At 70.6% G+C, this 21,444-nt stretch carries 16 protein-coding genes and 1 riboswitch; of the genes, 8 read left to right on the forward strand and 8 right to left on the reverse strand.

Features of this window, described 5'->3' with window-relative positions:
* Positions 1 to 133: 133 nt before the first annotated feature.
* The 3 genes from AB0F38_RS12110 to AB0F38_RS12120 all read left to right on the forward strand — a co-directional run bounded on the left by AB0F38_RS12110 (position 134) and on the right by AB0F38_RS12120 (position 2,822).
* Positions 134 to 1,828 (forward strand): histidine kinase, encoded by a 1,695-nt coding sequence (locus AB0F38_RS12110; protein WP_361890709.1) that lies wholly within the window; start codon positions 134 to 136, stop codon positions 1,826 to 1,828.
* Between the two features lie 93 nt (positions 1,829 to 1,921).
* On the forward strand, positions 1,922 to 2,575 hold the full coding sequence (locus AB0F38_RS12115; protein ID WP_361890553.1) for a response regulator transcription factor: 654 nt from the start codon (positions 1,922 to 1,924) through the stop codon (positions 2,573 to 2,575).
* A 19-nt stretch (positions 2,576 to 2,594) separates the two neighbouring features.
* Positions 2,595 to 2,822 carry a hypothetical protein gene (locus AB0F38_RS12120; protein WP_361890556.1) on the forward strand — a complete coding sequence of 76 codons (228 nt, stop codon included), beginning with the start codon at positions 2,595 to 2,597 and terminating at the stop codon, positions 2,820 to 2,822.
* Positions 2,823 to 2,961: 139 nt separating this feature from the next.
* Here AB0F38_RS12120 and AB0F38_RS12125 read toward each other — a convergent pair whose 3' ends face one another.
* Positions 2,962 to 4,113 (reverse strand): DUF3103 family protein, encoded by a 1,152-nt coding sequence (locus tag AB0F38_RS12125; protein WP_361890558.1) that lies wholly within the window; start codon positions 4,111 to 4,113, stop codon positions 2,962 to 2,964.
* Between the two features lie 245 nt (positions 4,114 to 4,358).
* On the reverse strand, positions 4,359 to 6,947 hold the full coding sequence (locus AB0F38_RS12130) for a glycoside hydrolase family 9 protein (RefSeq protein WP_361890561.1): 2,589 nt from the start codon (positions 6,945 to 6,947) through the stop codon (positions 4,359 to 4,361).
* 387 nt (positions 6,948 to 7,334) lie between these two features.
* Between AB0F38_RS12130 and AB0F38_RS12135 the strand changes: the two genes are divergently transcribed.
* Complete coding sequence (locus AB0F38_RS12135; protein ID WP_361890563.1) at positions 7,335 to 8,375, forward strand: LacI family DNA-binding transcriptional regulator; 1,041 nt, start codon at positions 7,335 to 7,337, stop codon at positions 8,373 to 8,375.
* Positions 8,376 to 8,403: 28 nt separating this feature from the next.
* Here the strand turns inward: AB0F38_RS12135 and AB0F38_RS12140 are convergent, their stop codons facing one another.
* Positions 8,404 to 11,190: a glycosyl hydrolase gene (locus AB0F38_RS12140; protein WP_361890566.1), complete on the reverse strand. Its 2,787-nt coding sequence runs from the start codon at positions 11,188 to 11,190 to the stop codon at positions 8,404 to 8,406.
* A 239-nt stretch (positions 11,191 to 11,429) separates the two neighbouring features.
* On the opposite strand from AB0F38_RS12140, the gene AB0F38_RS12145 reads away from it, so the two are divergent.
* From AB0F38_RS12145 to AB0F38_RS12160, 4 genes are all read left to right on the forward strand, one after another.
* Complete coding sequence (locus AB0F38_RS12145; RefSeq protein ID WP_361890569.1) at positions 11,430 to 12,731, forward strand: extracellular solute-binding protein; 1,302 nt, start codon at positions 11,430 to 11,432, stop codon at positions 12,729 to 12,731.
* 156 nt (positions 12,732 to 12,887) lie between these two features.
* On the forward strand, positions 12,888 to 13,859 hold the full coding sequence (locus tag AB0F38_RS12150; RefSeq protein WP_361890572.1) for a sugar ABC transporter permease: 972 nt from the start codon (positions 12,888 to 12,890) through the stop codon (positions 13,857 to 13,859).
* Complete coding sequence (locus tag AB0F38_RS12155; protein WP_361890575.1) at positions 13,856 to 14,761, forward strand: carbohydrate ABC transporter permease; 906 nt, start codon at positions 13,856 to 13,858, stop codon at positions 14,759 to 14,761. Before AB0F38_RS12150 ends, AB0F38_RS12155 begins: the two co-directional genes overlap by 4 nt.
* Before the next feature lie 45 nt (positions 14,762 to 14,806).
* Entirely contained in the window at positions 14,807 to 16,210 is a 1,404-nt protein-coding gene (locus tag AB0F38_RS12160) for a GH1 family beta-glucosidase (protein ID WP_361890578.1), read from the forward strand.
* Positions 16,211 to 16,322: 112 nt separating this feature from the next.
* On the opposite strand, the gene AB0F38_RS12165 is transcribed toward AB0F38_RS12160, so the two are convergent.
* From AB0F38_RS12165 to thrC, 5 genes are all read right to left on the reverse strand, one after another.
* Positions 16,323 to 16,832, reverse strand: coding sequence for a DinB family protein (locus AB0F38_RS12165; RefSeq protein WP_361890580.1), 510 nt, complete (start codon positions 16,830 to 16,832; stop codon positions 16,323 to 16,325).
* Positions 16,833 to 16,973: 141 nt separating this feature from the next.
* On the reverse strand, positions 16,974 to 18,596 hold the full coding sequence (gene groL / locus AB0F38_RS12170) for a chaperonin GroEL (RefSeq protein ID WP_361890583.1): 1,623 nt from the start codon (positions 18,594 to 18,596) through the stop codon (positions 16,974 to 16,976).
* 311 nt (positions 18,597 to 18,907) lie between these two features.
* On the reverse strand, positions 18,908 to 19,114 hold the full coding sequence (locus AB0F38_RS12175) for a cold-shock protein (RefSeq protein ID WP_003967346.1): 207 nt from the start codon (positions 19,112 to 19,114) through the stop codon (positions 18,908 to 18,910).
* A 449-nt stretch (positions 19,115 to 19,563) separates the two neighbouring features.
* Positions 19,564 to 19,839, reverse strand: a complete 276-nt coding sequence (locus tag AB0F38_RS12180; RefSeq protein WP_361890585.1) for a MoaD/ThiS family protein — start codon at positions 19,837 to 19,839, stop codon at positions 19,564 to 19,566.
* Between the two features lie 28 nt (positions 19,840 to 19,867).
* Complete coding sequence (thrC, locus tag AB0F38_RS12185; protein WP_361890588.1) at positions 19,868 to 21,166, reverse strand: threonine synthase; 1,299 nt, start codon at positions 21,164 to 21,166, stop codon at positions 19,868 to 19,870.
* A gap of 18 nt (positions 21,167 to 21,184) precedes the next feature.
* A riboswitch (SAM riboswitch) is annotated at positions 21,185 to 21,312 on the reverse strand.
* Positions 21,313 to 21,444 lie beyond the last annotated feature (132 nt).

A 21,444-nucleotide genomic window follows, 5' to 3' on the forward strand; every position in this document is an offset into this window, starting at 1 on the left:
GGGTCTCTACCGTGGGCGCGTGACTCGTGTCGAATCCATGGCCCCAGCGACCCCGACCCCCCGGAGCCCGGCGGTGAGGGCGCTGCGGGCGTTCCGGCCGACCGTGCCGGGGCGGGCCCTCTTCGCGCCCGGAATGTGGCCCGTCGGGCGCATCGTGGGCGAAGTGCTCCTGAGCGTGACGCTCGCGATGCTCGGGGCGGGCGCCGGGCTCCTGGACGACCAGGGCGCCGTGCAGACCGTCTGCGTCGGGCTCGGGGCCGGGTTGTTGTCGCCCCTGCGTCGGGTGCTCCCCGCGTCGGTGCTGCTGGCGACCGCCGTCGGCTCCATCCCGTTCGCCGGTCTCGCGCCGCTCTTCCTCGTCGTCTCCTGGTCGGCCGGACGGCGGATCGAAGGACTCGGCAGGGCAGCCGGTGTCTTCGCCCTCGCCTACGGTCTCACCCTCGGCATGACCGCCCTGTGGGAGCCGCACCTCTCGCTGCCGCTCCTGGTCTTCAGCGGACTGTTCCTGCTGGTGGCGCTCATCGTGCCGGGTCTCGCCGGGCGTTACTGGTCACAGCGCCGCACGTTGACCGACACACTCCGCGAGTACAACGCGCAACTCCTGCGCGAGCGCGCGATGATCGCCGGGCACGCCCGGATACGGGAGCGTCAGCGCATCGCGCAGGACATGCACGACAGCCTCGGCCACCAGCTCGCGCTGATCGCCGTGCACACGGGCGCGCTGGAGGTGGACCGGGAGCTGACCGGCCGGCAGCGCGAGGCCGTCGGGGTGCTGCGCGAGGCGTCGGTGGCCGCGATGCACGAACTGCGCGACGTGGTGGGCGTGCTGCGGGACGGCGCCGACGCACCCCGCGCCGGGGGAGCCCCGCAGGCCGCCCACCCGGACGACGAGGATCCGGGGACACCGTCCCGCGGGGTGGCCGGCATCGACACCCTGGCCGAGTCGTCCCGGAAGGCGGGGGCGGCCGTGGACGTGCGGCGCTCGGGCGGGGTGCGGCCGCTCGCCCCGACCGCCGACCACGCGGCGTTCCGCGTGGTCCAGGAGGGCCTGACCAATGCGCACAAGCACGCTCCCGGGGCGCCGATCACCATCGGGTTGCGGTACGAGCCGGACTCACTGGTCGTGGAGGTCGCCAACGGTCCGGCGGTGGAGCCGGTGAGCGGCAGTGTGGCGAGCGGCTGCCAGGGGCTGACCGGGCTGGAGGAACGAGCCCGGCTCGTCGGTGGCATGGTGCACGCGGCCCCCACGGCGGACGGCGGCTTCCGGCTGGCGGCCGTCCTGCCCTACACCTCGCCCGGTGACGGTTTCCCCAGCCCGCCGCCCGGTGAAGCCATGGCGACGTTCGTCGCGCCCGCGGACGACTTTCGGGCGCAGAGTTCCGCGGGCTCCGGCGGAGAGAGTGATCCGGTCACCGACTGGAACGGTTTCCCGAAGGAGTTGGCCAGGACCATGAGCAGGACCAAGAGGGGCAGCGGCATAGTCATCGGCTGCGGGGTGGCGGCACTCGTCGTCGTGCTGCTGGTGATCGCGATGGTCGTCGGGGGGATCTTCCTCGTACGGGAGGCGGACACGGCCATGATCGAGCCCAAGCAGTACGACGCCGTGAAGGTCGGACAGTCCGAGGCGGAGGTACGCGGTCAACTGCCGAGCGGCGACTCGTTCCTGAACAGCGGCGCGGGCAGGGGAGCGCCGCCCGAGCCGGAGGGGGCGACGTGCCTGACGCTCCTGTCCACGGAGTTCGGGAGCAGCTGGGACGCGGAGCCAATGTTCCGCTTCTGCTTCGCGGGCGGCAGGCTGATCGAGAAGAAGTCCTTCGAGACGAGCTGAGGACACCTGCCCGGGTGCCCGGGCCGGGCGCGGGATCGGGGATGATGGGCCGGTGCGCGCAGGTGTGACCGCTCAGGACCGTTCGGGAGAGTCGTGATCAGGGTTCTTGTGACGGACGACGAGCCGCTCATTCGCGCGGGCATCAGGATGATCCTCTCCTCGGCCGACGACATCGACGTCGTCGCGGAGGCGGCGAACGGCCGTGAGGCGGTCGAGCTCGCCCGGGCCCGGCGCGTGGACGTGGCCCTGCTCGACCTCCAGATGCCGGTCATGGACGGGCTGACGGCCCTGGCCGAGCTGCGTCGGGCCGCGCCCGAGGTGCGGGTGCTGATACTGACGACGTTCGGGGAACGGCACAACGTGCTGCGTGCCCTGACCGAGGGCAGCGCGGGCTTCCTCCTGAAGGACTCCGCGCCCGCGGAGCTCATGCGCGCGGTACGGGCGGCGGCGGCCGGAGAGGCGTACCTGTCGCCCGGCGCCACCCGGCACGTCGTGGACTCGCTGGCGTCCGGCGGCACCGCCCACCGCGCGGAACAGGCCCGCCGCCGGCTGGAGAAGCTGACGGAACGCGAACGGGACGTCCTGGCCCTGCTGGGCGAGGGCCTGTCCAACGCGGACGCCGGTCAGCGGATCCACATGAGCGAGGCCACCGTCAAGGCGTACGTGAGCCGCATCCTCGCCAAACTGGAGTGTGAGAACAGGGTGCAGGCCGCACTCCTGGCCCGGGACGCGGGCCTGGGCGCGTAGGCCGGGCCCGGTCCGTCCGGTGTCCGTCCCGCTGCTTGAGGGTGCCGCCGCCCTCAAGGAGCGGACCGGCGGGCGAGGCGTGTCCGCGTACGTCGGGGCCCTCGTCCGGCGCCGGTCGGAACGCGAGGTCCTGCGCGGACTCATCGACGACGCCGAGGCCGATCAGGGCCACGCGGACCGGGCGGGAGTCGAGGTGAGGCGGGCGCCTGCGCGAGGCAGCACGACAGACCCGGCGGACGCCTCGTGACGGGGACGGTGCCCTCCACAGGGCGGATCGCGCCGCTCTTCGCGTACCGCGCGGGCCTTGTCCCTCGGCGCCGTCCGGCCGGCCCCCGGGGGAAGGACCGGCCGGACGGACAAGGACGGGTTGCCTCGCGCGTGCCGGGTCAGAGCCCCGACACGTAGTACGGGGAGACGTTCATCCAGCCGTTCGCCGCCGCGCCGTTGCGGGTGCCGCTGGAGGTCTTGGCCAGGGTGTACCAGGAGTCGACGTAGTCCGGGTCGTCGGTCCACCAGGAGGTGGGAATGGCGTCCATGAGCGCGTCGACGAGCGGAATGTACACGCCCTGGTCGGTGATCGTGAGGAGGATCGCGGCGATGCTCTTGGCGAGCGCCTGGTAGTTGGTGTCGCCGTCGTCCTCCATCATGACCGCGTCGGCCATGTTGTATTTGTAGTTCGACCAGTTCACGAGGACCTGGTTCGGGTAGTACGTGGTGCCGCCCTCGTTCAGGTACGGCATCTCGACGGTGTCGACACGCGCCTTGCCGTCCTGGCCGAAGCCGGTGACGAGGGTGAAGATCTCGGCGTCACCCTTGATCCACGGCTCCTGCACGTCGGAGATCCGCACCGAGTTGATCAGGGTGGTGTCGATGCCCGCCACGGCCGTCGAGGCGAGGGTGTTCACCTCCGCGGCCGGGGCCGGGACCTCGAGCCCCTTCGCCGCCAGGGCTTCGCGGAGGACCTCGAGCCCCGCGGTGACCGCCTTGGCGCCGTCGATGTCGACGAGGTAGACGGGCTGCTCGGGGATGGTGTCGACGGCCAGCTCACGGGCGGTGCCCGCGCTGTCGTACGCGGTGAACGTCGCGGTGTCGTCGGACGGGGCGGCGGCCACCAGCGGGGTCTCGCCCCCGGCGAGCCGGGCCTCCATCGACGGGTGCGCCAGCCCGACGCGCAGCAGCGAGCCGGTGTCGCCGCCCAGGCCCTTCGCGGTGGCGACGCCCCGGTCCGCCGTGGCGATCGACGCGGCGAGACTCTTGCCCCTGGCCGTGGTGGAACGGCTGGTCAGGGCCCGCAGGTCCACCGAGTCGGCGGCCAGCGCGGCCGACCGGACCTGTCTGTTCCAGGCCGGATCGGCGAGGGAGGCGGCGAGGGTGCGCGCGGTCGCGTCCTCGATGCCGGCGACCGACGCCGCCGGTACGACGGCGGACCGGGCCGCGTCGTCCTGCGCTGCCAGCGCGGTGCCCTGCAGGGGTACCAGGGCCGTAGCGGCCAGCACGGCCCCGATCAGGGTGGTGCGCAGCGGCATGGATGTACTCAAGGCTGTCTCCTGATGACTGGGTGGAGCACAACGGGGGTGAGCGGGTCCGGTCATCTATGCGGGTAGACCCGCCTGAATAGATGTACATGCCTACACCCGTCCAAACCGCGCCGGTCGAAGATTTTGTCTTTCAATTACCCATCGGTACACGCCCGTTGGCGTTTCGATGAGGACGCGTGACGCCCGGGTGCGGGGTCCGCCGTGAGGCGGCCCGCACCCGGGCGTGACCGTGCGTCCCGGGTGGATCAGCTCGTCGCGCAGGAAAGGCCGTTGAGCTTGAAGGTGCGGGGGTCGGACGCCGTACCGGAAGCCGTGGTGTTGAAGCCGAAGTCGACCGTGGCACCGGGTGCGATCTCCCGGTTCCAGGACAGCGGCCGGGCGCTGAGCGTCCTGCCGTGCTGGTCGAATTGGGCGCTCCACGTGTGGCTGACGGCCTGCTCGCCGGGCATGAGCCAGGTCAGCTGCCAGGGCGAGACCGGCTCCGAGCCGGTGTTCCTCAGCTTCACCGTGACCGTCGAGCCGCTGGTCCAGGGGTGCGAGGTGTACGAGACCTCGCACGTGCGCGACGCGGGCCGGCGTCCGTCGCCCGCGTCGTCCAGATACGAGGCGATGAAGGCCAGGGGCGCGTTCCAGTTGATGGTGACCTCGTTGGTGGCCCAGGAGCCGATGTCGTCGAGATAGCACATCGCGGGTGCGCAGCCGCCCAGCTTCTCCACGGCGACCGGGTCACCGGCGGCGACGGCCGTGAGGTTGGGGCCGCCCGCGATCGAGCCGGCCGGCGGGTGGGGCAGGTCCGGGTCGCTCTGGTGCGCCCAGAAGCGGTGGTGCTGGTTGCGGGAGTCCCGCTCGCCGTAGCCGGTGACGTACGACTGGTTGAGGGGATTGCGGCCGAGGAGGTAGTCGGCACCGCGCAGCACCGCGTCCTGGTACGCGGCCCTGCCGGTGAGGTCGTGGGCCGTGGCCAGCACGATCATGTTGTTCAGGACCTGGCTGTTGGAACCCCAGACGTAGTCCTCGTCCTTCGGGGCGTACGGGAGCCCGTACACCTGTGCGCGGGACTGCGCGGCGTATCGGTCGGCGGCCTCGGTGACCACGGAGCGGACCTCACCGAGCTGGTCCGCCGTCAGGCCGTTCGGCACGGTGGCCAGCGTGAGCACGCCCAGTCCGCCGGTGGAGCCCCACGAGATGCCGCCGCCGGCGGGGAAGACCGCGTCGGTGTCGCCGTGCAGGGCGGAGGAGAGCACGGCCTGGCGGAACGCGGCCTCGCCCGTCGTGGTGAACAGCTCCGCGGCGGCCCAGTAGAACTCGTCCGAGACGTCGCCGTCGCTGTACGCGCCGCCGCCCGTGCCGTCGTTCGGGTCGGCGAGGACGTCCGGGTGCGCCTCGGCCGCCGCCCAGGCGGTCCGGGCGGCTTCCAGGCAGCGGGCCGCGAAGGCCGCGTCGTACGGGGCGTAGAGCCGGGCGCACTGGGCGGCCGCGGCGGCCAGGTTGAGCGTGGCCGCCGTCGAGGGCGGGTGCAGCTCACGCTGCTGGGGGTCGAGGTGCGGGGCCAGCGGCAGTCCCGTCCATGCGGCGTCGTGCATCTTGTGGTGGGCCATCCCGGCCAGCGGCTCACCGGCCGGCACCTGCATCCGCATCAGGAACTCCAGCTCCCAGCGCGCCTCGTCGAGGATGTCCGGCACGGCGTTGCCCTGCTCGGGCACCCGCAGCGCGCCGTCCCCGAGCTCCGCGGACTCGGCGTCGTCGGCGGTCAGGGTGCGCTCGTACGTGGCCATGAGCTGGGCCACCGAGATCCCGCCGTTGACCACGTACTTCCCGTGGTCACCCGCGTCGTACCAGCCGCCCGACACATCCAGCCGGTAGTCACAGACACCGGGCTGGCAAGGGACGTCCCTGTCGCCCTTGTTGGGCGCCACACCGATGTGTCCGGCCGGCCGCGCGTAGGCGTCGCCGACGAGGTCCGCGTCGATGGGGATGCCGCTGCGGTTGTGGTAGAAGTACGCCAGCGCGTCGGAGCGCAGACTGTCGTACAGGTCGGCCCGCAGGGAGAACGGCTCACTGGCCCGGCCGTCGATCTCGACGGTGTAGCCGTCGCCGACGGTGGTGAGGGCGCTGAAGTCGAACGTGTGAACCTGCTGGCGGGAGCTCGGGTCCTCCCCCCGCGGGACGGTCGTGCCGGTGGCGGCCGTCGTACCGTCGGCGGTCTTCACGGACCAGGGAAGCGGTTGGCCGGCGTCGGTGACCACCGTCCCGTTCTTGGGGCCGTGGGGCAGGTACCCGACCTGGTTGACGCGGACCGGCGACCCGGTGTCCGGCTCGTACACGGGCGGCTCGGCCCCGCCGCGCAGCGACACGTCGTCCAGGCAGAAGGTGGTCGCGCGGTCGCCGCCCCCGATCTGCAGGGCGAGCTGGGCGCCCGGACGGTCGGCCGCGGCGGTGAAGACATGGGTGACGGTCACGGCGTCCGGTCCGACCGGGTCGGCGGTGGCCAGCTCCGTGGCGTACGGCGCGGTGGCCTCCTGGACCCGGGTCTGGACGGTGAGGGGCTGGGTCGACGTGGCCGTGTAGCTGAGCGTGTAGGCCTCACCCGCGACGATCGGGATGTCGTTCTGGCCGATGATGACGTCCCACGGGTCGGCCGTCCCGGCCGGGACCGCTGCACAGAGCCGGCCCTCGGTCACGGCGCCGGAGGTGTTGGCCGTCCACCACCAGGGAGCGGTACCGGCGGCGAAGTCACCGTTGGATATCTGTTCGGGGCCGGGTTCCGCCTCCTGGGCACCGGCCGTGCCGGGCACCGCCAGCGCAGCCGCGAACAGTAAGGCGGCGGCTGACATCCCGAACACGCGTCGCCCGGGCCTGGGGCGGACGCGCACGGGCCGTGCGGAGAGTGGTGAGGCATTCACCGGTAGGGCCTTTCGTCGACAGGGCGCGGATGGCATGGGAGCCGGGAGCGGAGCGCCCCGAACGATGGGAGCGCTCCCATTCGCATTGTGGAGGGGGATCGCTTGTTCCGCCAGGGTCATGACAGAGAATGTCCGGGAGCGGCGCCGTCCGGCCCGGGCGAGCCTTCCGCGCCTTGATCGCAAGCGCGACGGGACGCGACGGGAGGCGCCGTTGGAAGCGCTCTCAGCCCTGTGACGGACCCCGGCGTTACGCTGTACGCGATCCCGGCGGTGTCCCCTCTGTCCCGTGCCGCCGCCCAGCCATGAGGAGCGCACGCCGTGCCTGAGCAGCACCCCGGGTCCCGGCCCACCCTGGAAGCCGTCGCGGCGCGGGCGGGGGTGTCGCGAGCCACCGCGTCCCGGGTCGTCAACGGGGGTGACGGGGTGCGCAAGCCGCTGGTGGACAAGGTGCGCCGGGCGGTCGAGGAGCTCCAGTACATCCCGAACCACGCCGCCCGGACGCTGGTCACCCGGCGGACCGGGGCGGTGGCCGTGGTCATCGCGGAGCCGGAGATCCGGATCTTCTCGGACCCGTTCTTCTCCCAGCAGCTCCGGGGCATCAGCAAGGAGCTGGCGGCCCATGACACCCAGCTGGTGCTGCTGATCGTGGAGGGGCCCGCGGACTTCGACCGGATCGCGCGCTACCTGTCCGGCGGCCATGTCGACGGAGCCCTGGCCTTCTCCCTGCACACCGACGACCCGCTGCCCGCGATCACCCGGCGGGCCGGGGTGCCCACCGTGTACGGGGGCCGGCCGAGCTGGACCGCGGGCCCCGGGGAACAGGCCGTGCAGTACGTGGACGCCGACAACCGGGGCGGGGCGCGGGCGGCCGTGCAGTATCTGCGGGGGCTCGGGCGGGAGCGGATCGCGTACATCGGAGGGCCACCCGACCAGACCTCGGCCATGGACCGGCTCGACGGCTACCGGGACATCCTGCTGGAGACGGACCCGACGCTCGTCGCCGAGGGGGCGTTCACCGTGGAGAGCGGGGCGCGGGCGATGTCGGAACTGCTGGAGCGGCGGCCCGATCTGGACGCGGTGTTCGCGGCCAACGACCTGATGGCCTCGGGGGCCCTGCGGGTGCTGCGCGAGCGCGGGATCGCGGTGCCCGAACAGGTCGCCATGGTCGGATTCGACGACATGGACTCGGTGGCCGAGGCCACCGACCCGCCCCTGACCACCGTCCGCCAGGACATCGAGGGCATGGGCCGGCTGATGGCCCGGCTGCTGCTGCGCGGCCTGGACAGGGACCGTACGGGGGCCGACCGCCCCGACTCGGTGATCACCCCGACCACACTGGTGCGGCGGGCCTCGGCCTGAGAGGCCGGGACCCGCCGCACCGGGACCCTCAGACGTACGGGATCTTCACGACCGCCGCGTCCGTGCCGGTCTGCACCTGGGACGTGCCGTTGCCCAGCGCGTTCCAGATCTCCAGGCGGACCGTTCCGCCCTTGAGGTTGCCCAGGCTTCCGGTCACCGCCGTGGTGCCCACCGCCTGGGTGTACTCCTCCCACCCCGCGACCGGGTCGGTCGCGAAGTAGCGGAAGGTCTCGGCCCGGTCGAAGGTGCCGTCGCCGGTCAGGTCGTAACTGACCCTGACCTGCGGGGCGAGACCCACCTTCGTACCCGCGTCGACCCGCAGGCGGAATGCGGTGGACGCGCCCGCCGCGAGTGTCCCGTCGACGTTCTTGATCTCGTAGACCGTCGGCTTGTACGGCGTGCCGTCCCGGTTGACGCCGTCGGCCGAGGCCAGCGTGTCGGCTCCCGCCGCGCCGTCCGTGGCGGTGGTGAGGATGCCGCCGGACTTCAGCCGGAAGGTGTTGCCCGTGGACGGGCCCGGCTCCTCGGGATCCGGGTCCGGGTCGCCGCCGCCGGTACCCGTGCCGGTGGCCGTGGAGCGGGCCGGCACCGAGAGGGTCGCACCGTCGGAGAAGGTGACCGTGCGGGCGGTGGAGCCGTGGTTGTGGGCGGTGTAGGTGCGGACGCCGTTCCTGGTGAAGACGGCCGACGTCGGGATGTTCCCGCTGACGGTCAGGTCGGGGGCGCCCACGCTGTCGAGCGTGGTGATCCAGTGGTACGTGTGCGCCTTGGACTCACCCTGCTCCGGGGTGTAGCCCGCGTTGCCCGCGTCCCACTTGGCCTTGGCCGCCGCCGGATCGGCCAGCGACTCGAACTCCCACAGGAGGTCGCGCCACTCGACGGCCGGGCCGCCGTTCTCCCGCTCCATCTCGGCGATGTTGCGCTTGATGGCGGCCTTCTCGCGGGCCAGGTGCAGCGAACCGCCCGTGACGGGCAGGACGTTGATGCCGTGGATCTCCTCCGGGTTCGCGGTCCACCAGGTGGAGTACGCGCCACCGCTGCCCCAGACCATGCCGACCGTGTCGTGCCCGAAGGAGCCCGGGAAGACCTGCTGGTCGGCGTCGAACCAGTACTGCGTGATCGCTTCCGACTCGGTGGTCAGCAGGTAGCTGCCGAGGTCGCGCAGCCCGGTGTCACCCGTCGCGGCGCCCCACAGGACGAGTCCCGCGCTGAGGTTGACCGACTCCGACGAGGACTCCTGGTTGTTGCCCGCCGCGAAGCCCTGGTGGCCGGAGGCCCAGCTGTGGCCCGCGTACACGTCGAAACCGCGCAGGAACGGGTACGCGGCGTCCGTGCGGCTGGGGTTGGCGGCGTCCCGCACCAGCGTCTTGACCATGGCGCCCCATGCGGAGTCGGCGGCCCACGCCTGGTCGTACTGGGCGACGATCGCCGCCGCGTACACGTAGTAGCTGTAGTGGAAGTGGTGGTCGTTCAGCTCGGTGTCGCTGCCGTACGAGGCCGGGTAGCCGGTCAGCGTCTTCCAGTCCTTGTCGTAGCTGAACTCGCTCGCACCGCCCGCCGTGAACCACTCCTGGAGGCGGCCCTTCATCAGGCCGAGCAGCTTGTCCCGGATGCCCGGCTGGCCGATCTGGTCGGCGACGGGCACCAGCTGGGCGAGGCGGCCGAGCGCCTTGCCGGTCCAGTAGGTGTCACTGGCCCCGGAGAACGGGTCGGAGGCGTTCGCCACCTCGTTCAGATAGCCGGTCAGCCGGGCCTTGTCGACGCCGCTCGACGCGGGCAGGGCGGGCAGCACACCGGAGTTCTTCTGGCTGGTGCTGAAGGAGGCGGACTCCCGCACCTTCATGGTGCCGCGCGGGGAGACGTACGTGTACGGCGTGAGCGCGTCGGAGGTGTGCAGCCACTGGTGGCGGTACAACGCCTGGAGCGTGCCGCGTTCGGTGCCCTCCTTGGCCTCCGTGGTCAGGCTGTACGTCGCCTTGACCGTGCCGCCGGTGGACTCCCAGGCCACCTTGGACCCGGTGACGAAGCTGAAGGCGTACTTCCGGTAGGTCGCGAGCGCGTCCGTGGACGGCAGCACGGCGAGCGAGAAGTAGTCCTTGCCGCCGAGGCCCGCGGTGATCGTGGAGCCGGAGACCGCCCAGTCGCTGCCGGTCGGGGCGAACAGGGCGTAGTGGTGGCCGGCGACCGTGATGCCGAGGACGTTGCCGCTGTCCGCGAAGACGGTGGGTGTGCCGGCCGTGGTGATCCGGGCGTCGCCGCCGGAGCCCTTGGCGTACACGAAGGGCATGCCGTGCCCGATGGTCGTGCGCAGCGTACGGGTGCCGTCCGACCAGTACGGGGTGACCGTCCAGTCGGACCAGGCGTCGGCCTTGGTGTCCGGGGAGTTCAGGCCGTTGAGGCCGACGGTCAGGTCGGCCTTGTGGGCGTACTCGTACTGGCGGCCCCCACCGACGACCGCCGGGGTGGTCGGGTAGCCGACCTCCAGCCCGCCGGAGGTGGCCTGGTAGGTCAGCGGGTGTCCGTACATCGGGGTGGAGTACGGGTTGTCGCCGTAACGCTGGTAGGCGAGGGAGGACCACCAGTCGTTGGTCGGGACCGGCTTGTCCTTGGCCGCCGCCGTGAGCTTGGGCGTGACGGGGGCGCCGGTGTTGGTGGTGGGACCGGAGGTACCGGCGGGGCGGCTGTCGCTATAGCTGCCGGAACCTGCGGGGATCGTGGCGGCTGCCGCCGGGGACGCGGCAGGGCCCAGGCCCACGGCGGCCAGGGCGATGGCAAGAACCGTCGCCGCTGCTGGTCTGGAGAGGGAGGCTCGCACAGGAAGCACCTCGTCATGGGGGGTCGGGAGCGCATTCGAGAGCGCTCTCAAGTGCCAAGGAACGTAAAACTTCTGAAACCCGAGTGTCAAGAGAACTGACACAGAACGTAGTTGGAAGCAACACGAAGCCGTTATGCGTTCGAGTCTTGACGGGGAGAGAGGCCTGGGGGACGCTCCAGACGCAGGTTTTGAGAGCGCTCTCAGGCGCTCGGTTCATCCCGGAGCCAGGGAGGCTTCCCATGCCCATCGCCCGAGCCGCCAAGAGAGCCACCGTCCGCGTCGGCGCGGTCGTCCTCGCCGGAACGCTCCTCGCCGCCTGTGGGTCCGGTACCTCGGACTCCTCCGGCAGCGCGAACGGGGACGTGACGCTGACCGTCGACCTCTTCGGATCGTTCGGCTACAAGGAGGCCGGGCTGTACGCGGAGTACGAGAAGCTCAACCCCGGCGTCACGATCAAGCAGACCGACACCGAGGACGAGGCCGACTACTGGAAGTCGCTCCAGACCCGGCTGGCCGGCGGCGGCGGGCTCGCCGACGTGCAGGGCGTCGAGGTGGGCCGGATCGCGTCGGTGACCCAGCAGCAGGCCGACAAGTTCCAGGACCTGAAGGAGTTCGGCGCGGACGGGCTCAAGGACCAGTTCGCCGACGCCAAGTGGTCGGCTGCGACCACGAAGGACGGCAAGGTCCTCGGCCTCGGCACCGACGTCGGGCCGGAGGCGATGTGCTACCGCACCGATCTGTTCGAGCAGGCCGGACTGCCCACCGACCGCGAGGAGCTCGCCCAGAAGTGGTCCACCTGGGACGGCTACCTGGAGCTCGGCAAGCAGTACAAGAAGAAGGCCCCCGCCAGGAGCGCCTGGCTGGACAGCATCGGCAGCCTCTACTCGATCATGATCGGCCAGCAGGAGGAGCGGTACTACGACGCCTCCGGCGAGCTGATCTACGAGAACAACCCGGCGGTCAAGGAAGCCTGGGACACCTCGGTCGAGGCCTCCCGGGCCGGGCTGAGCGCCAAGCTCGACCAGTGGTCGCCGCAGTGGAACCAGGCCTTCTCCGCCGGTTCCTTCGCCACCATCCCGTGCCCCGCCTGGATGCTCGGCTACGTCAAGGGACAGGCCGGTGACGCGGGCAAGGGCAAGTGGGACATCGCCAAGCTGCCCGGCGGCGCGGGCAACTGGGGCGGCTCGTACCTCTCGGTCCCGCGCGCGGCCGAGCACAAGAAGGAGGCGTACGAGCTGATCAAGTGGCTCACCGCCCCCGAGCAGCAGGCCAAGCTCTTCCGGAAGCAGGGCAACTTCCCGTCCTCGACGGGCGCCATCGAGCAGGTCTCCGACGCCACGGACCCGTACTTCTCCGACGCGCCGATCGGCCGGATATTCGGTGACGCGGCCAAGGCGTCCCCGGTCCAGGTGCTCGGTGTGCACGACCAGAACGTCGCCCAGCAGCTGACGAACGCGCTGAGCGAGGTGGAGCGCAAGGGCACGTCGTCGGACAAGGCGTGGGAGACGGCGAAGAAGGGCGTGGCCAACGTGATCGGCTGACGCCCGGTCAGCACAGCTCCGGGACCACGGCTCTCCGTCACCGCGCCGGGGCCGGTCCGCCGCACCACCACGGCGGACCGGCCCCCGGCCCCGTGACCGCCTCCCCCGGCCCGACTCCCCCGACTTCCCGCCCGTAACTCCCCGAAGGGCCGCACCGTGTCCCTCACCGCCACCGCGAAGGCGCCGCCCCGGGCGCCCGGAAACGGCTCCGACGACGGTCGGGCCGCCTCCCTCCGGAGCACCTGGCGCAGGCTCTCCCCGTACGCCTACATCGCGCCGTTCTTCACCCTCTTCGCCGCCTTCGGGCTCTTCCCGCTGCTCTACACGGCGTTCGTCTCGCTCTACCGGGTCGAACTCCAGACGAGCGGCGACATGGAGTGGCGCGGCATCGCCAACTACACGGCACTGTTCACCGACGAGTACTTCTGGACCTCGCTGCGCAACACGTTCACCATCGGCGTGCTGTCCACCGTCCCCCAGCTCGCCATGGCCCTCGGCCTCGCACACCTGCTCAACTACAAGCTGCGCGGGCGCACCTTCATCCGTACGGCCATCCTGCTCCCGTACGCCACCTCGGTGGCCGCCGCGACGCTGGTGTTCGCCCAGCTCTTCGGGCGTGACTTCGGGCTGATCAACTACGCGCTGGGGCTGGTCGGGTTCGGCCCCGTGGACTGGCAGACCGGCACGGTCGCCTCGCAGATCGCCGTCTCCACCATCGTCGTCTGGCGCTGGACCGGCTACAACGCGCTGATCTACCTGGCGGGCATGCAGTCCATCCCGGGTGAGCTCTACGAGGCCGCGGAGATGGACGGGGCTTCCCGCTGGCGCCAGTTCGTCCATGTCACGCTGCCCGGTCTGCGGCCCACGATCGTCTTCACGGTGATCGTGTCGACGATCGGCGCCACCCAGCTCTTCGGGGAGCCCCTGCTCTTCGAGGGGTCCGTCTCCGGCGGAATCTCGCACCAGTACCAGACCCTCGGCCTGTACATGTACGAGCAGGGCTGGGGCTTCTTCCACCTGGGCCGGGCCGCCGCCATCGCCTGGGTGATGTTCGTCCTGATCGTGGTGCTCGTCGGGGCCAACGCCCTCCTCGTGCGCCGCCGTGCCCGTAAGGAGGCCGGCCGATGACCACGCTCGCCGCACAGCCGACCACGCCCGAGACCCTGCCGCCCACGCCCCCGGCCGGCCGGCGCGCGAAGCCGCGGGGAGCACGGGGCATGCACGGCGGCTGGCTCTCCTACCTGATCCTCGGCTTCGCGCTGCTGATCTCGGCCTTCCCCTTCTACTGGACGATCGTCGCGGCCAGCCGCTCCAACGCGGACCTCGCGAAGGTGCCGCCCTCCCTGCTGCCCGGCCCGAACCTCATCAGGAACTTCGAGGCGGTGCTGGAGGAGGCCGCGATCGGCAAGGCGCTGCTGAACTCGTTCATCGTGTCCGGCTCCATCACGGTCGGCACCGTGCTGTGCTGCACCCTGGCCGGATTCGCCTTCGCCAAGCTGCGCTTCAAGGGCCGCGGCGCGTTGCTCACCCTGACCATCGGGACGATGATGATCCCACCGCAGCTCGGCGTCATCCCGCTGTTCATGCTGATCGCGGAACTGCAGTGGGTGAACCAGCTCCAGGCCGTGATCCTGCCCGGACTCGTGTCGGCCTTCGGGGTGTTCTTCATGCGCCAGTACCTGGTGCAGTCGCTGCCCGACGAGCTGATCGAGGCGGCCCGTGTCGACGGCGCGTCGACCGCGCGCATCTTCTGGTCCATCGTCATCCCGGTCGCCCGGCCCGGCATGGCGGTGCTCGGCATGCTCACCTTCATGACCGCGTGGAACGACTTCTTCTGGCCGATCATCGCGCTGTCCTCGCAGGAGCCGACCGTGCAGGTCGCCCTGCGGCAGCTCGGCGGCGGCTACGTCCACGACCAGTCGGTCATCATGGCCGGCACGCTGCTCGGCACCCTCCCGGTCCTGCTGGTCTTCGGCCTCCTCGGCCGCCAGATCGTCGGCGGCATCATGCAGGGAGCCGTCAAGGGCTGAGCCCTCCTCCCCACCACCCCACCTCACCTCCTGGAGTGCCTGTCCATGACCGCTGTTGATGCCCGCCCCGACACCGTGACGGGGCTGCGGTTCCCCACCGGATTCCGCTGGGGGACGGCCACCGCCGCCTATCAGATCGAGGGAGCGGCCACCGAGGGCGGCCGCACCGAGTCCATCTGGGACACCTTCAGCCGTACCCCCGGCAAGGTCCGCAACGGCGACACCGGCGACATCGCCGCCGACCACCTGCACCGGATGCCGCAGGACGTGGCGCTGATGAAGGAGCTCGGCGTCACCGACTACCGCTTCTCGGTGTCCTGGCCCAGGGTCCAGCCGACCGGCCGGGGCCCCGCCGTCGAGTACGGCCTCGACTTCTACCGGCAGCTCGTCGACGAGCTCCTGGACGCCGGCATCCGGCCCGTCGCGACGCTCTACCACTGGGACCTGCCGCAGGAGCTGGAGGACGCGGGCGGCTGGCCCGAGCGCGACACGGCGCACCGGTTCGCCGAGTACGCCGGGCTCGTGGCCCGCGCCCTCGGCGACCGGGTGGCCACCTGGACGACGCTCAACGAGCCCTGGTGCGCGGCCTTCCTCGGATACGGGAACGGGGTCCACGCCCCCGGCCGTACGAGCGACCTCGCGGCCCTGCGCGCGGCCCACCACCTCAACCTGGCGCACGGCAGCGCCACCGGCGTGCTGCGGAGCCTGCTGCCGTCCTCCTCCGAGGTCTCGCTGACCCTGAACCTGCACGCCCTGCGCCCGCTGACCGGCACTCCGGCGGACCACGACGCCGTCCGCCGGATCGACGCCGTCGCCAACCGGATCTTCCTGGACCCCGTCTTCCACGGGCGGCTGCCGCAGGACCTGGTCGAGGACACCGCGCCGGTGACCGACTGGTCCTTCGTCCGGGACGGCGACCTGGAGGTGATCTCCGCGCCACTCGACTCCCTCGGCATCAACTACTACTCCCCCAGCGTCGTCTCCGCCGGTGTGTCCGAGTCCCCGTCCCCGTGGGCCGGCGCCGAGCAGCACGTGACGTTCACCCCCGCGGACGGGCCCCGCACCGCGATGGACTGGCCGGTGGACGCGGACGGCCTGTACGAGCTCCTGTCCCGGCTCCGCGAGGAACTCCCCGGCCTGCCGCTGATGGTCACCGAGAACGGCGCCGCGTACGAGGACTACGCCGACCCGTCGGGCCAGGTCCACGACCCGGAACGGGTGGCGTACCTGGACGCGCACCTGTCGGCCGTACACCGTGCGATCGGCGACGGCGCGGACGTACGCGGGTACTTCCTGTGGTCGCTGCTGGACAACTTCGAGTGGGCGTACGGCTACAGCAAGCGGTTCGGCATCGTCCACGTCGACTTCGCGACCCAGCGCCGCACCCCGAAGGACAGCGCCCGCTGGTACGCGGGCGTCATCGCGCGCGGCGGTCTCGACCGCCGCTGAGGTCCCCGCCACCCCTAGGGCGGGCCGGTGACGCGGCACCGCTGTGGCCCGCGGCCCTCGTCAGGGGGTGCGGGCCACACTGGGGACGCGCGGCGGCCCGGATCCCGGAGCCTCAGGCCCCCACGGTCCCGTCGACGCCCTCGCGCAGGAAGTCCGCGTGCCCGTTGTGGCGGCCGTACTCCAGGAGCACGTGCACCATCGCCATCCGCAGCGACACCTCCTTCTGCCAGCGGGGCTGGAAGCCCAGCAGATCCAGGGACCCGGCGTCCCGCTCGACGCGGCGCGAGTTCTCCACCTCTGCCTCCCAGGCGCCGAACGCCTCCTGCCTGGTCGAGGCGCTCGCGTCGTACGCGGCCTGGAAGTCGATCCGGTCGGACCAGAGCATCGGCGCCTCGTTGTCCTCGAACACGCGGCGGAACCAGGCCCGTTCGACCTCGGCCATGTGCCGCACCAGCCCGAGCAGCGAGAGCCTGGACGGGGGCATCGACCGCTGCCGCAGTTCCTCGTCGTCCAGTCCTTCGCACTTCATGGCCAGGGTGGCGCGGTGGTAGTCGAGAAAAGCCCGCAGAGTCTCGCGCTCGCTGCCGGAGCTGGGCGGCCCTGTCCGGGAGTCGGTCGTCACCGGTGCGCGCTCCTTCTGGGTGGGTGCACGGGGCCATCAGTATCCGGTACCGCCCCGGCCGGGGAACGACGCCGGCCCCCGGGACGGATCCCGGGGGCCGGCGTCGAACAGGTACTGCGTGGAGCCGCTGATCCCGAGGGATCAGAAGTCCATGTCACCGCCCGGCATGCCGCCCGGAGCGGCCGCGGAGGCCTTCTCCGGCTTGTCGGCGATGACGGCCTCGGTGGTGAGGAAGAGCGCGGCGATGGACGCGGCGTTCTGCAGGGCGGAGCGCGTGACCTTCGCCGGGTCGATGATGCCCTCGGCGATCATGTCCACGTACTCGCCGGTCGCGGCGTTGAGGCCGTGACCGATCGGCAGGTTGCGGACCTTCTCGACGATGACGCCACCCTCGAGACCACCGTTGACGGCGATCTGCTTGAGCGGGGCCTCCAGCGCGAGCTTGACGGCGTTGGCACCGGTGGCCTCGTCGCCCGTCAGGTCGAGCTTGTCGAAGACGGCCGAGGCCTGGAGCAGAGCCACGCCACCACCGGCGACGATGCCCTCCTCGACGGCGGCCTTGGCGTTGCGCACCGCGTCCTCGATGCGGTGCTTGCGCTCCTTGAGCTCCACCTCGGTGGCGGCGCCGGCCTTGATGACGGCCACGCCGCCGGCCAGCTTCGCGAGGCGCTCCTGGAGCTTCTCGCGGTCGTAGTCCGAGTCGGAGTTCTCGATCTCGGCACGGATCTGCTTGACGCGACCCTGCACCTGGTCGCTGTCGCCGCCACCGTCGACGATCGTCGTCTCGTCCTTGGTGATGACGACCTTGCGGGCGGTGCCCAGCAGGTCCAGGCCGGCGTTCTCCAGCTTGAGACCGACCTCCTCGGAGATGACGGTGCCACCGGTGAGGATGGCGATGTCGCCGAGCATGGCCTTGCGGCGGTCACCGAAGCCCGGAGCCTTGACGGCGACGGACTTGAAGGTGCCACGGATCTTGTTGACGACCAGGGTCGACAGGGCCTCGCCCTCGACGTCCTCCGCGATGATCAGCAGGGGCTTGCCCGACTGCATGACCTTCTCCAGCAGCGGAAGGAGGTCCTTCACGTTGCTGATCTTGGAGTTGACGATCAGGATGTACGGGTCGTCGAACGACGCCTCCATACGCTCCATGTCGGTGGCGAAGTACGCCGAGATGTAGCCCTTGTCGAAGCGCATACCCTCGGTGAGCTCGAGCTCCAGACCGAAGGTCTGGGACTCCTCGACGGTGATGACGCCTTCCTTGCCGACCTTGTCCATCGCCTCGGCGATCTTGGCGCCGATCTCGGTGTCGGCGGCGGAGATGGAGGCCGTCGAAGCGATCTGCTCCTTGGTCTCCACGTCCTTCGCCTGCTCCAGCAGAGCGGCGGAGACGGCCTCGACGGCCTTCTCGATGCCACGCTTGAGAGCCATCGGGTTGGCACCCGCGGCGACGTTGCGCAGGCCCTCACGGACGAGCGCCTGGGCGAGAACGGTGGCGGTGGTCGTACCGTCGCCGGCGACGTCGTCCGTCTTCTTGGCGACCTCCTTGACCAGCTCCGCACCGATCTTCTCGTACGGGTCCTCGAGCTCGATCTCCTTGGCGATGGAAACACCATCGTTGGTGATCGTGGGCGCGCCCCACTTCTTCTCGAGGACGACGTTTCGGCCCTTGGGGCCGAGGGTGACCTTGACGGCGTCGGCGAGCTGGTTCATCCCGCGCTCGAGACCGCGCCGTGCCTCCTCGTCGAACGCGATGATCTTGGCCATGTGAAGTGGTCCTCCCGGACAGGGGTGGATTTCTCCGGACCGAGAGGCGCCCGCGACGGACGGCCAGCGTGCTCTGTGGTTCCTTGCCCCACAGAGCCTGCGGGCCTCACCGGCCCGGTCCAAGTTCTGTCACTCTCACCTGGAGAGTGCTAACGCCAATGATTAGCACTCGACCCCTGCGAGTGCAAGCGTCACCCCCGTCCGTGGACAGCGGCGAGGGGGCACACGGACGCACGCAGGGCCCGTACCCCCCTCTTCGGAGGTACGGACCCTGCGTGCGTGAGTAGTGTCGTTGGCCGACCGCGCCGAGCTCAGCCGACGGCGAGCTTGACCATGTCCGCCTGCGGCCCCTTCTGGCCCTGCGAGATCTCGAATTCAACTCGCTGACCCTCTTCGAGGGTGCGGTACCCGTCCATCTGGATCGCGCTGTAGTGGACGAAAACATCCGCACCACCGTCGACCGCGATGAAGCCGTACCCCTTCTCCGCGTTGAACCACTTGACGGTGCCCTGAGCCATGCCTAACTCCCCTATTACTGGCCCTTGCGCAGGTCCGCACTTCGCGGGCCCGGGTCAGAACTCACCCTCCGACAGGAGAGGGTGGCGTGCGCCGGAACGCGTCGACCGCGGCTGAATGTATCTGCCCAACTGCCCTCTGCAACAGGTCAATCGGACGAGAATTCTGGGCACGCCTGAACACCCGGATGGGGAGGACCCGTGATGTTCCTGGGCAAGTCGGGCCGGGCAAAGGCCACTTATGCCGCAAAGAGTTCACGTACTTTGGCTGCTTCTTGTCGCGACCGGGCGCATTCTCATATGCGGGCGGCACGGGCAGCTGAGGGGGCTTCCCCAACTGTACCGTGCTCAACCCTGCAGAATTGCCCCCTCCGCTTCTCTCGCGGAGGGGGCAATGATGTTCACCACGCGGTCGGGCGGAACCCTCGGGCCCCGCGCGCCGCGTCCGGGGGTCAGCCTCCGGCGACGGCGGGAATGATCGAGATGCCGGCGCCGTCCGGGGTGGCCGCCTCCAGGCCGCCCTCGAACCGCACGTCGTCGTCGTTGACGTACACGTTCACGAAGCGGCGCAGCTTGCCCTGGTCGTCCAGGACGCGGGCCGCGATGCCCGGGTGGTTCTTCTCCAGGGACGCGATGACCTCGGAGAGGACCGCTCCCTCCGCCGGGACCTCGGCCTGACCGCCCGTGTAGGTGCGGAGGATGGTGGGGATGCGGACCTTGACGCTCATGTGGATGCCTTCCTTCGGTCTCGGGTGGTCAGTTGGCGGCGGCGAGGCCCGCGGCGCGGAACGCCTCCAGGCTGGGCCGGATCGTGGCCGCCAGGCCGGTCGTCGGGGCGACGGCGTCCAGCGTCTTCAGCCCGTCACCGGTGTTCAGGACGACGGTGGTCAGGGTCGGGTCGAGCAGGCCGGCCTCGATCAGCTTCTTCGTCACACCGACCGTCACACCGCCCGCGGTCTCCGCGAAGATGCCCTCGGTGCGGGCCAGCAGCTTGATCGCGTCGACGACCTGCTCGTCGTCGACGTCCTCCACGGCGCCGCCGGTGCGCCGGGCGATGTCCAGGACGTAGGGGCCGTCGGCCGGGTTCCCGATGGCCAGGGACTTGGCGATCGTGTTCGGCTTCTGCGGCCGCACGACGTCGTGGCCGGCCTTGAACGCGGTGGAGACCGGGGAGCAGCCCTCGGCCTGGGCACCGAAGATCTTGTACGGCCTGTCCTCGACCAGGCCGAGCCTGATCAGCTCCTGGAGACCCTTGTCGATCTTCGTGAGCTGTGATCCGGACGCGATCGGGATGACGAGCTGGTCGGGCAGCCGCCAGCCGAGCTGCTCGCAGATCTCGTACGCCAGGGTCTTGGAGCCCTCGCCGTAGTACGGCCGCAGGTTGACGTTGACGAAGCCCCAGCCCTCACCGAGCGGGTCCCCGATGAGCTCCGAGCAGAAGCGGTTGACGTCGTCGTAATTGCCCTCGATGCCGACCAGTTCACCGCCGTACACCGCGGCCATGACGACCTTGCCCTGCTCCAGGTCGTGCGGGATGAACACGCAGGAGCGGAAGCCGGCGCGAGCCGCGGCGGCACCCACGGCACCGGCGAGGTTGCCGGTGGAGGAGCAGGACAGAGTGGTGAATCCGAAGGCACGGGCGGCCTCGACGGCGATCGCGACGACGCGGTCCTTGAAGGAGTGCGTCGGGTTGCCGGAGTCGTCCTTGACGTACAGGCCACCGGTGACGCCCAGCTCACGGGCGAGGTTGTCGGCCTTGACCAGCTTCGTGAAGCCGGGGTTGATGTTGGGCTTGTCCGCGACGTCGGAGGGAACCGGCAGCAGCGGCGCGTAGCGCCAGATGTTGTCCGGGCCTTCGGCGATGCGCTTCTTCAGCTCTTCGGGGGAGCCGCTCGGCAGGTCGTACGCCACTTCGAGCGGCCCGAAACAGGACGCACAGGCGAAGATGGGACCGAGCTCGAAACGCTCGCCGCATTCGCGGCAGGAAAGCGCTACGGCGGGACCGAGGTCCACGGCGGAAGAATTGTTGTTCGTTGCAACTGTCTGCACGGCCATGATGGCGGAGGCCCTTTCTCCTCATCTTCCTCGCGACGTATTTCGCCACAAGACGGAATTGGCACCTTCCCCACCGTGACCTCGCGGTCGGCAGGAGGGTTGCCGGGACTTCAACGGGCCGTTCCCTCAGTCCCTCTGGATGAGCGCTATGGCACCGGACCATCGATCCGGGCATTTATTCGCGGACCGACCCCGACATGCGAGGGCCATCCGCGTTGTTCAAGACTGTAACCGAAGCCCCGGGCGAGGGAGAGAGTCGTCCGAACCGCGAGATGGAT

Origin of the sequence: Streptomyces sp. NPDC025273 (genome assembly GCF_040638585.1) — a bacterium.
GTDB lineage: Bacteria > Actinomycetota > Actinomycetes > Streptomycetales > Streptomycetaceae > Streptomyces > Streptomyces cinereorectus.

Coding starts and splice junctions, on each gene's coding strand:
- thrC (WP_361890588.1), bottom strand. CDS start 21,166: ATGGCCGTGCAGACAGTTGCAACGAACAACAATTCTTCCGCCGTGGAC.
- AB0F38_RS12130 (WP_361890561.1), bottom strand. CDS start 6,947: ATGTCAGCCGCCGCCTTACTGTTCGCGGCTGCGCTGGCGGTGCCCGGC.
- AB0F38_RS12155 (WP_361890575.1), top strand. CDS start 13,856: ATGACCACGCTCGCCGCACAGCCGACCACGCCCGAGACCCTGCCGCCC.
- AB0F38_RS12180 (WP_361890585.1), bottom strand. CDS start 19,839: ATGAGCGTCAAGGTCCGCATCCCCACCATCCTCCGCACCTACACGGGC.
- AB0F38_RS12160 (WP_361890578.1), top strand. CDS start 14,807: ATGACCGCTGTTGATGCCCGCCCCGACACCGTGACGGGGCTGCGGTTC.
- groL (WP_361890583.1), bottom strand. CDS start 18,596: ATGGCCAAGATCATCGCGTTCGACGAGGAGGCACGGCGCGGTCTCGAG.
- AB0F38_RS12145 (WP_361890569.1), top strand. CDS start 11,430: ATGCCCATCGCCCGAGCCGCCAAGAGAGCCACCGTCCGCGTCGGCGCG.
- AB0F38_RS12175 (WP_003967346.1), bottom strand. CDS start 19,114: ATGGCTCAGGGCACCGTCAAGTGGTTCAACGCGGAGAAGGGGTACGGC.
- AB0F38_RS12110 (WP_361890709.1), top strand. CDS start 134: ATGTGGCCCGTCGGGCGCATCGTGGGCGAAGTGCTCCTGAGCGTGACG.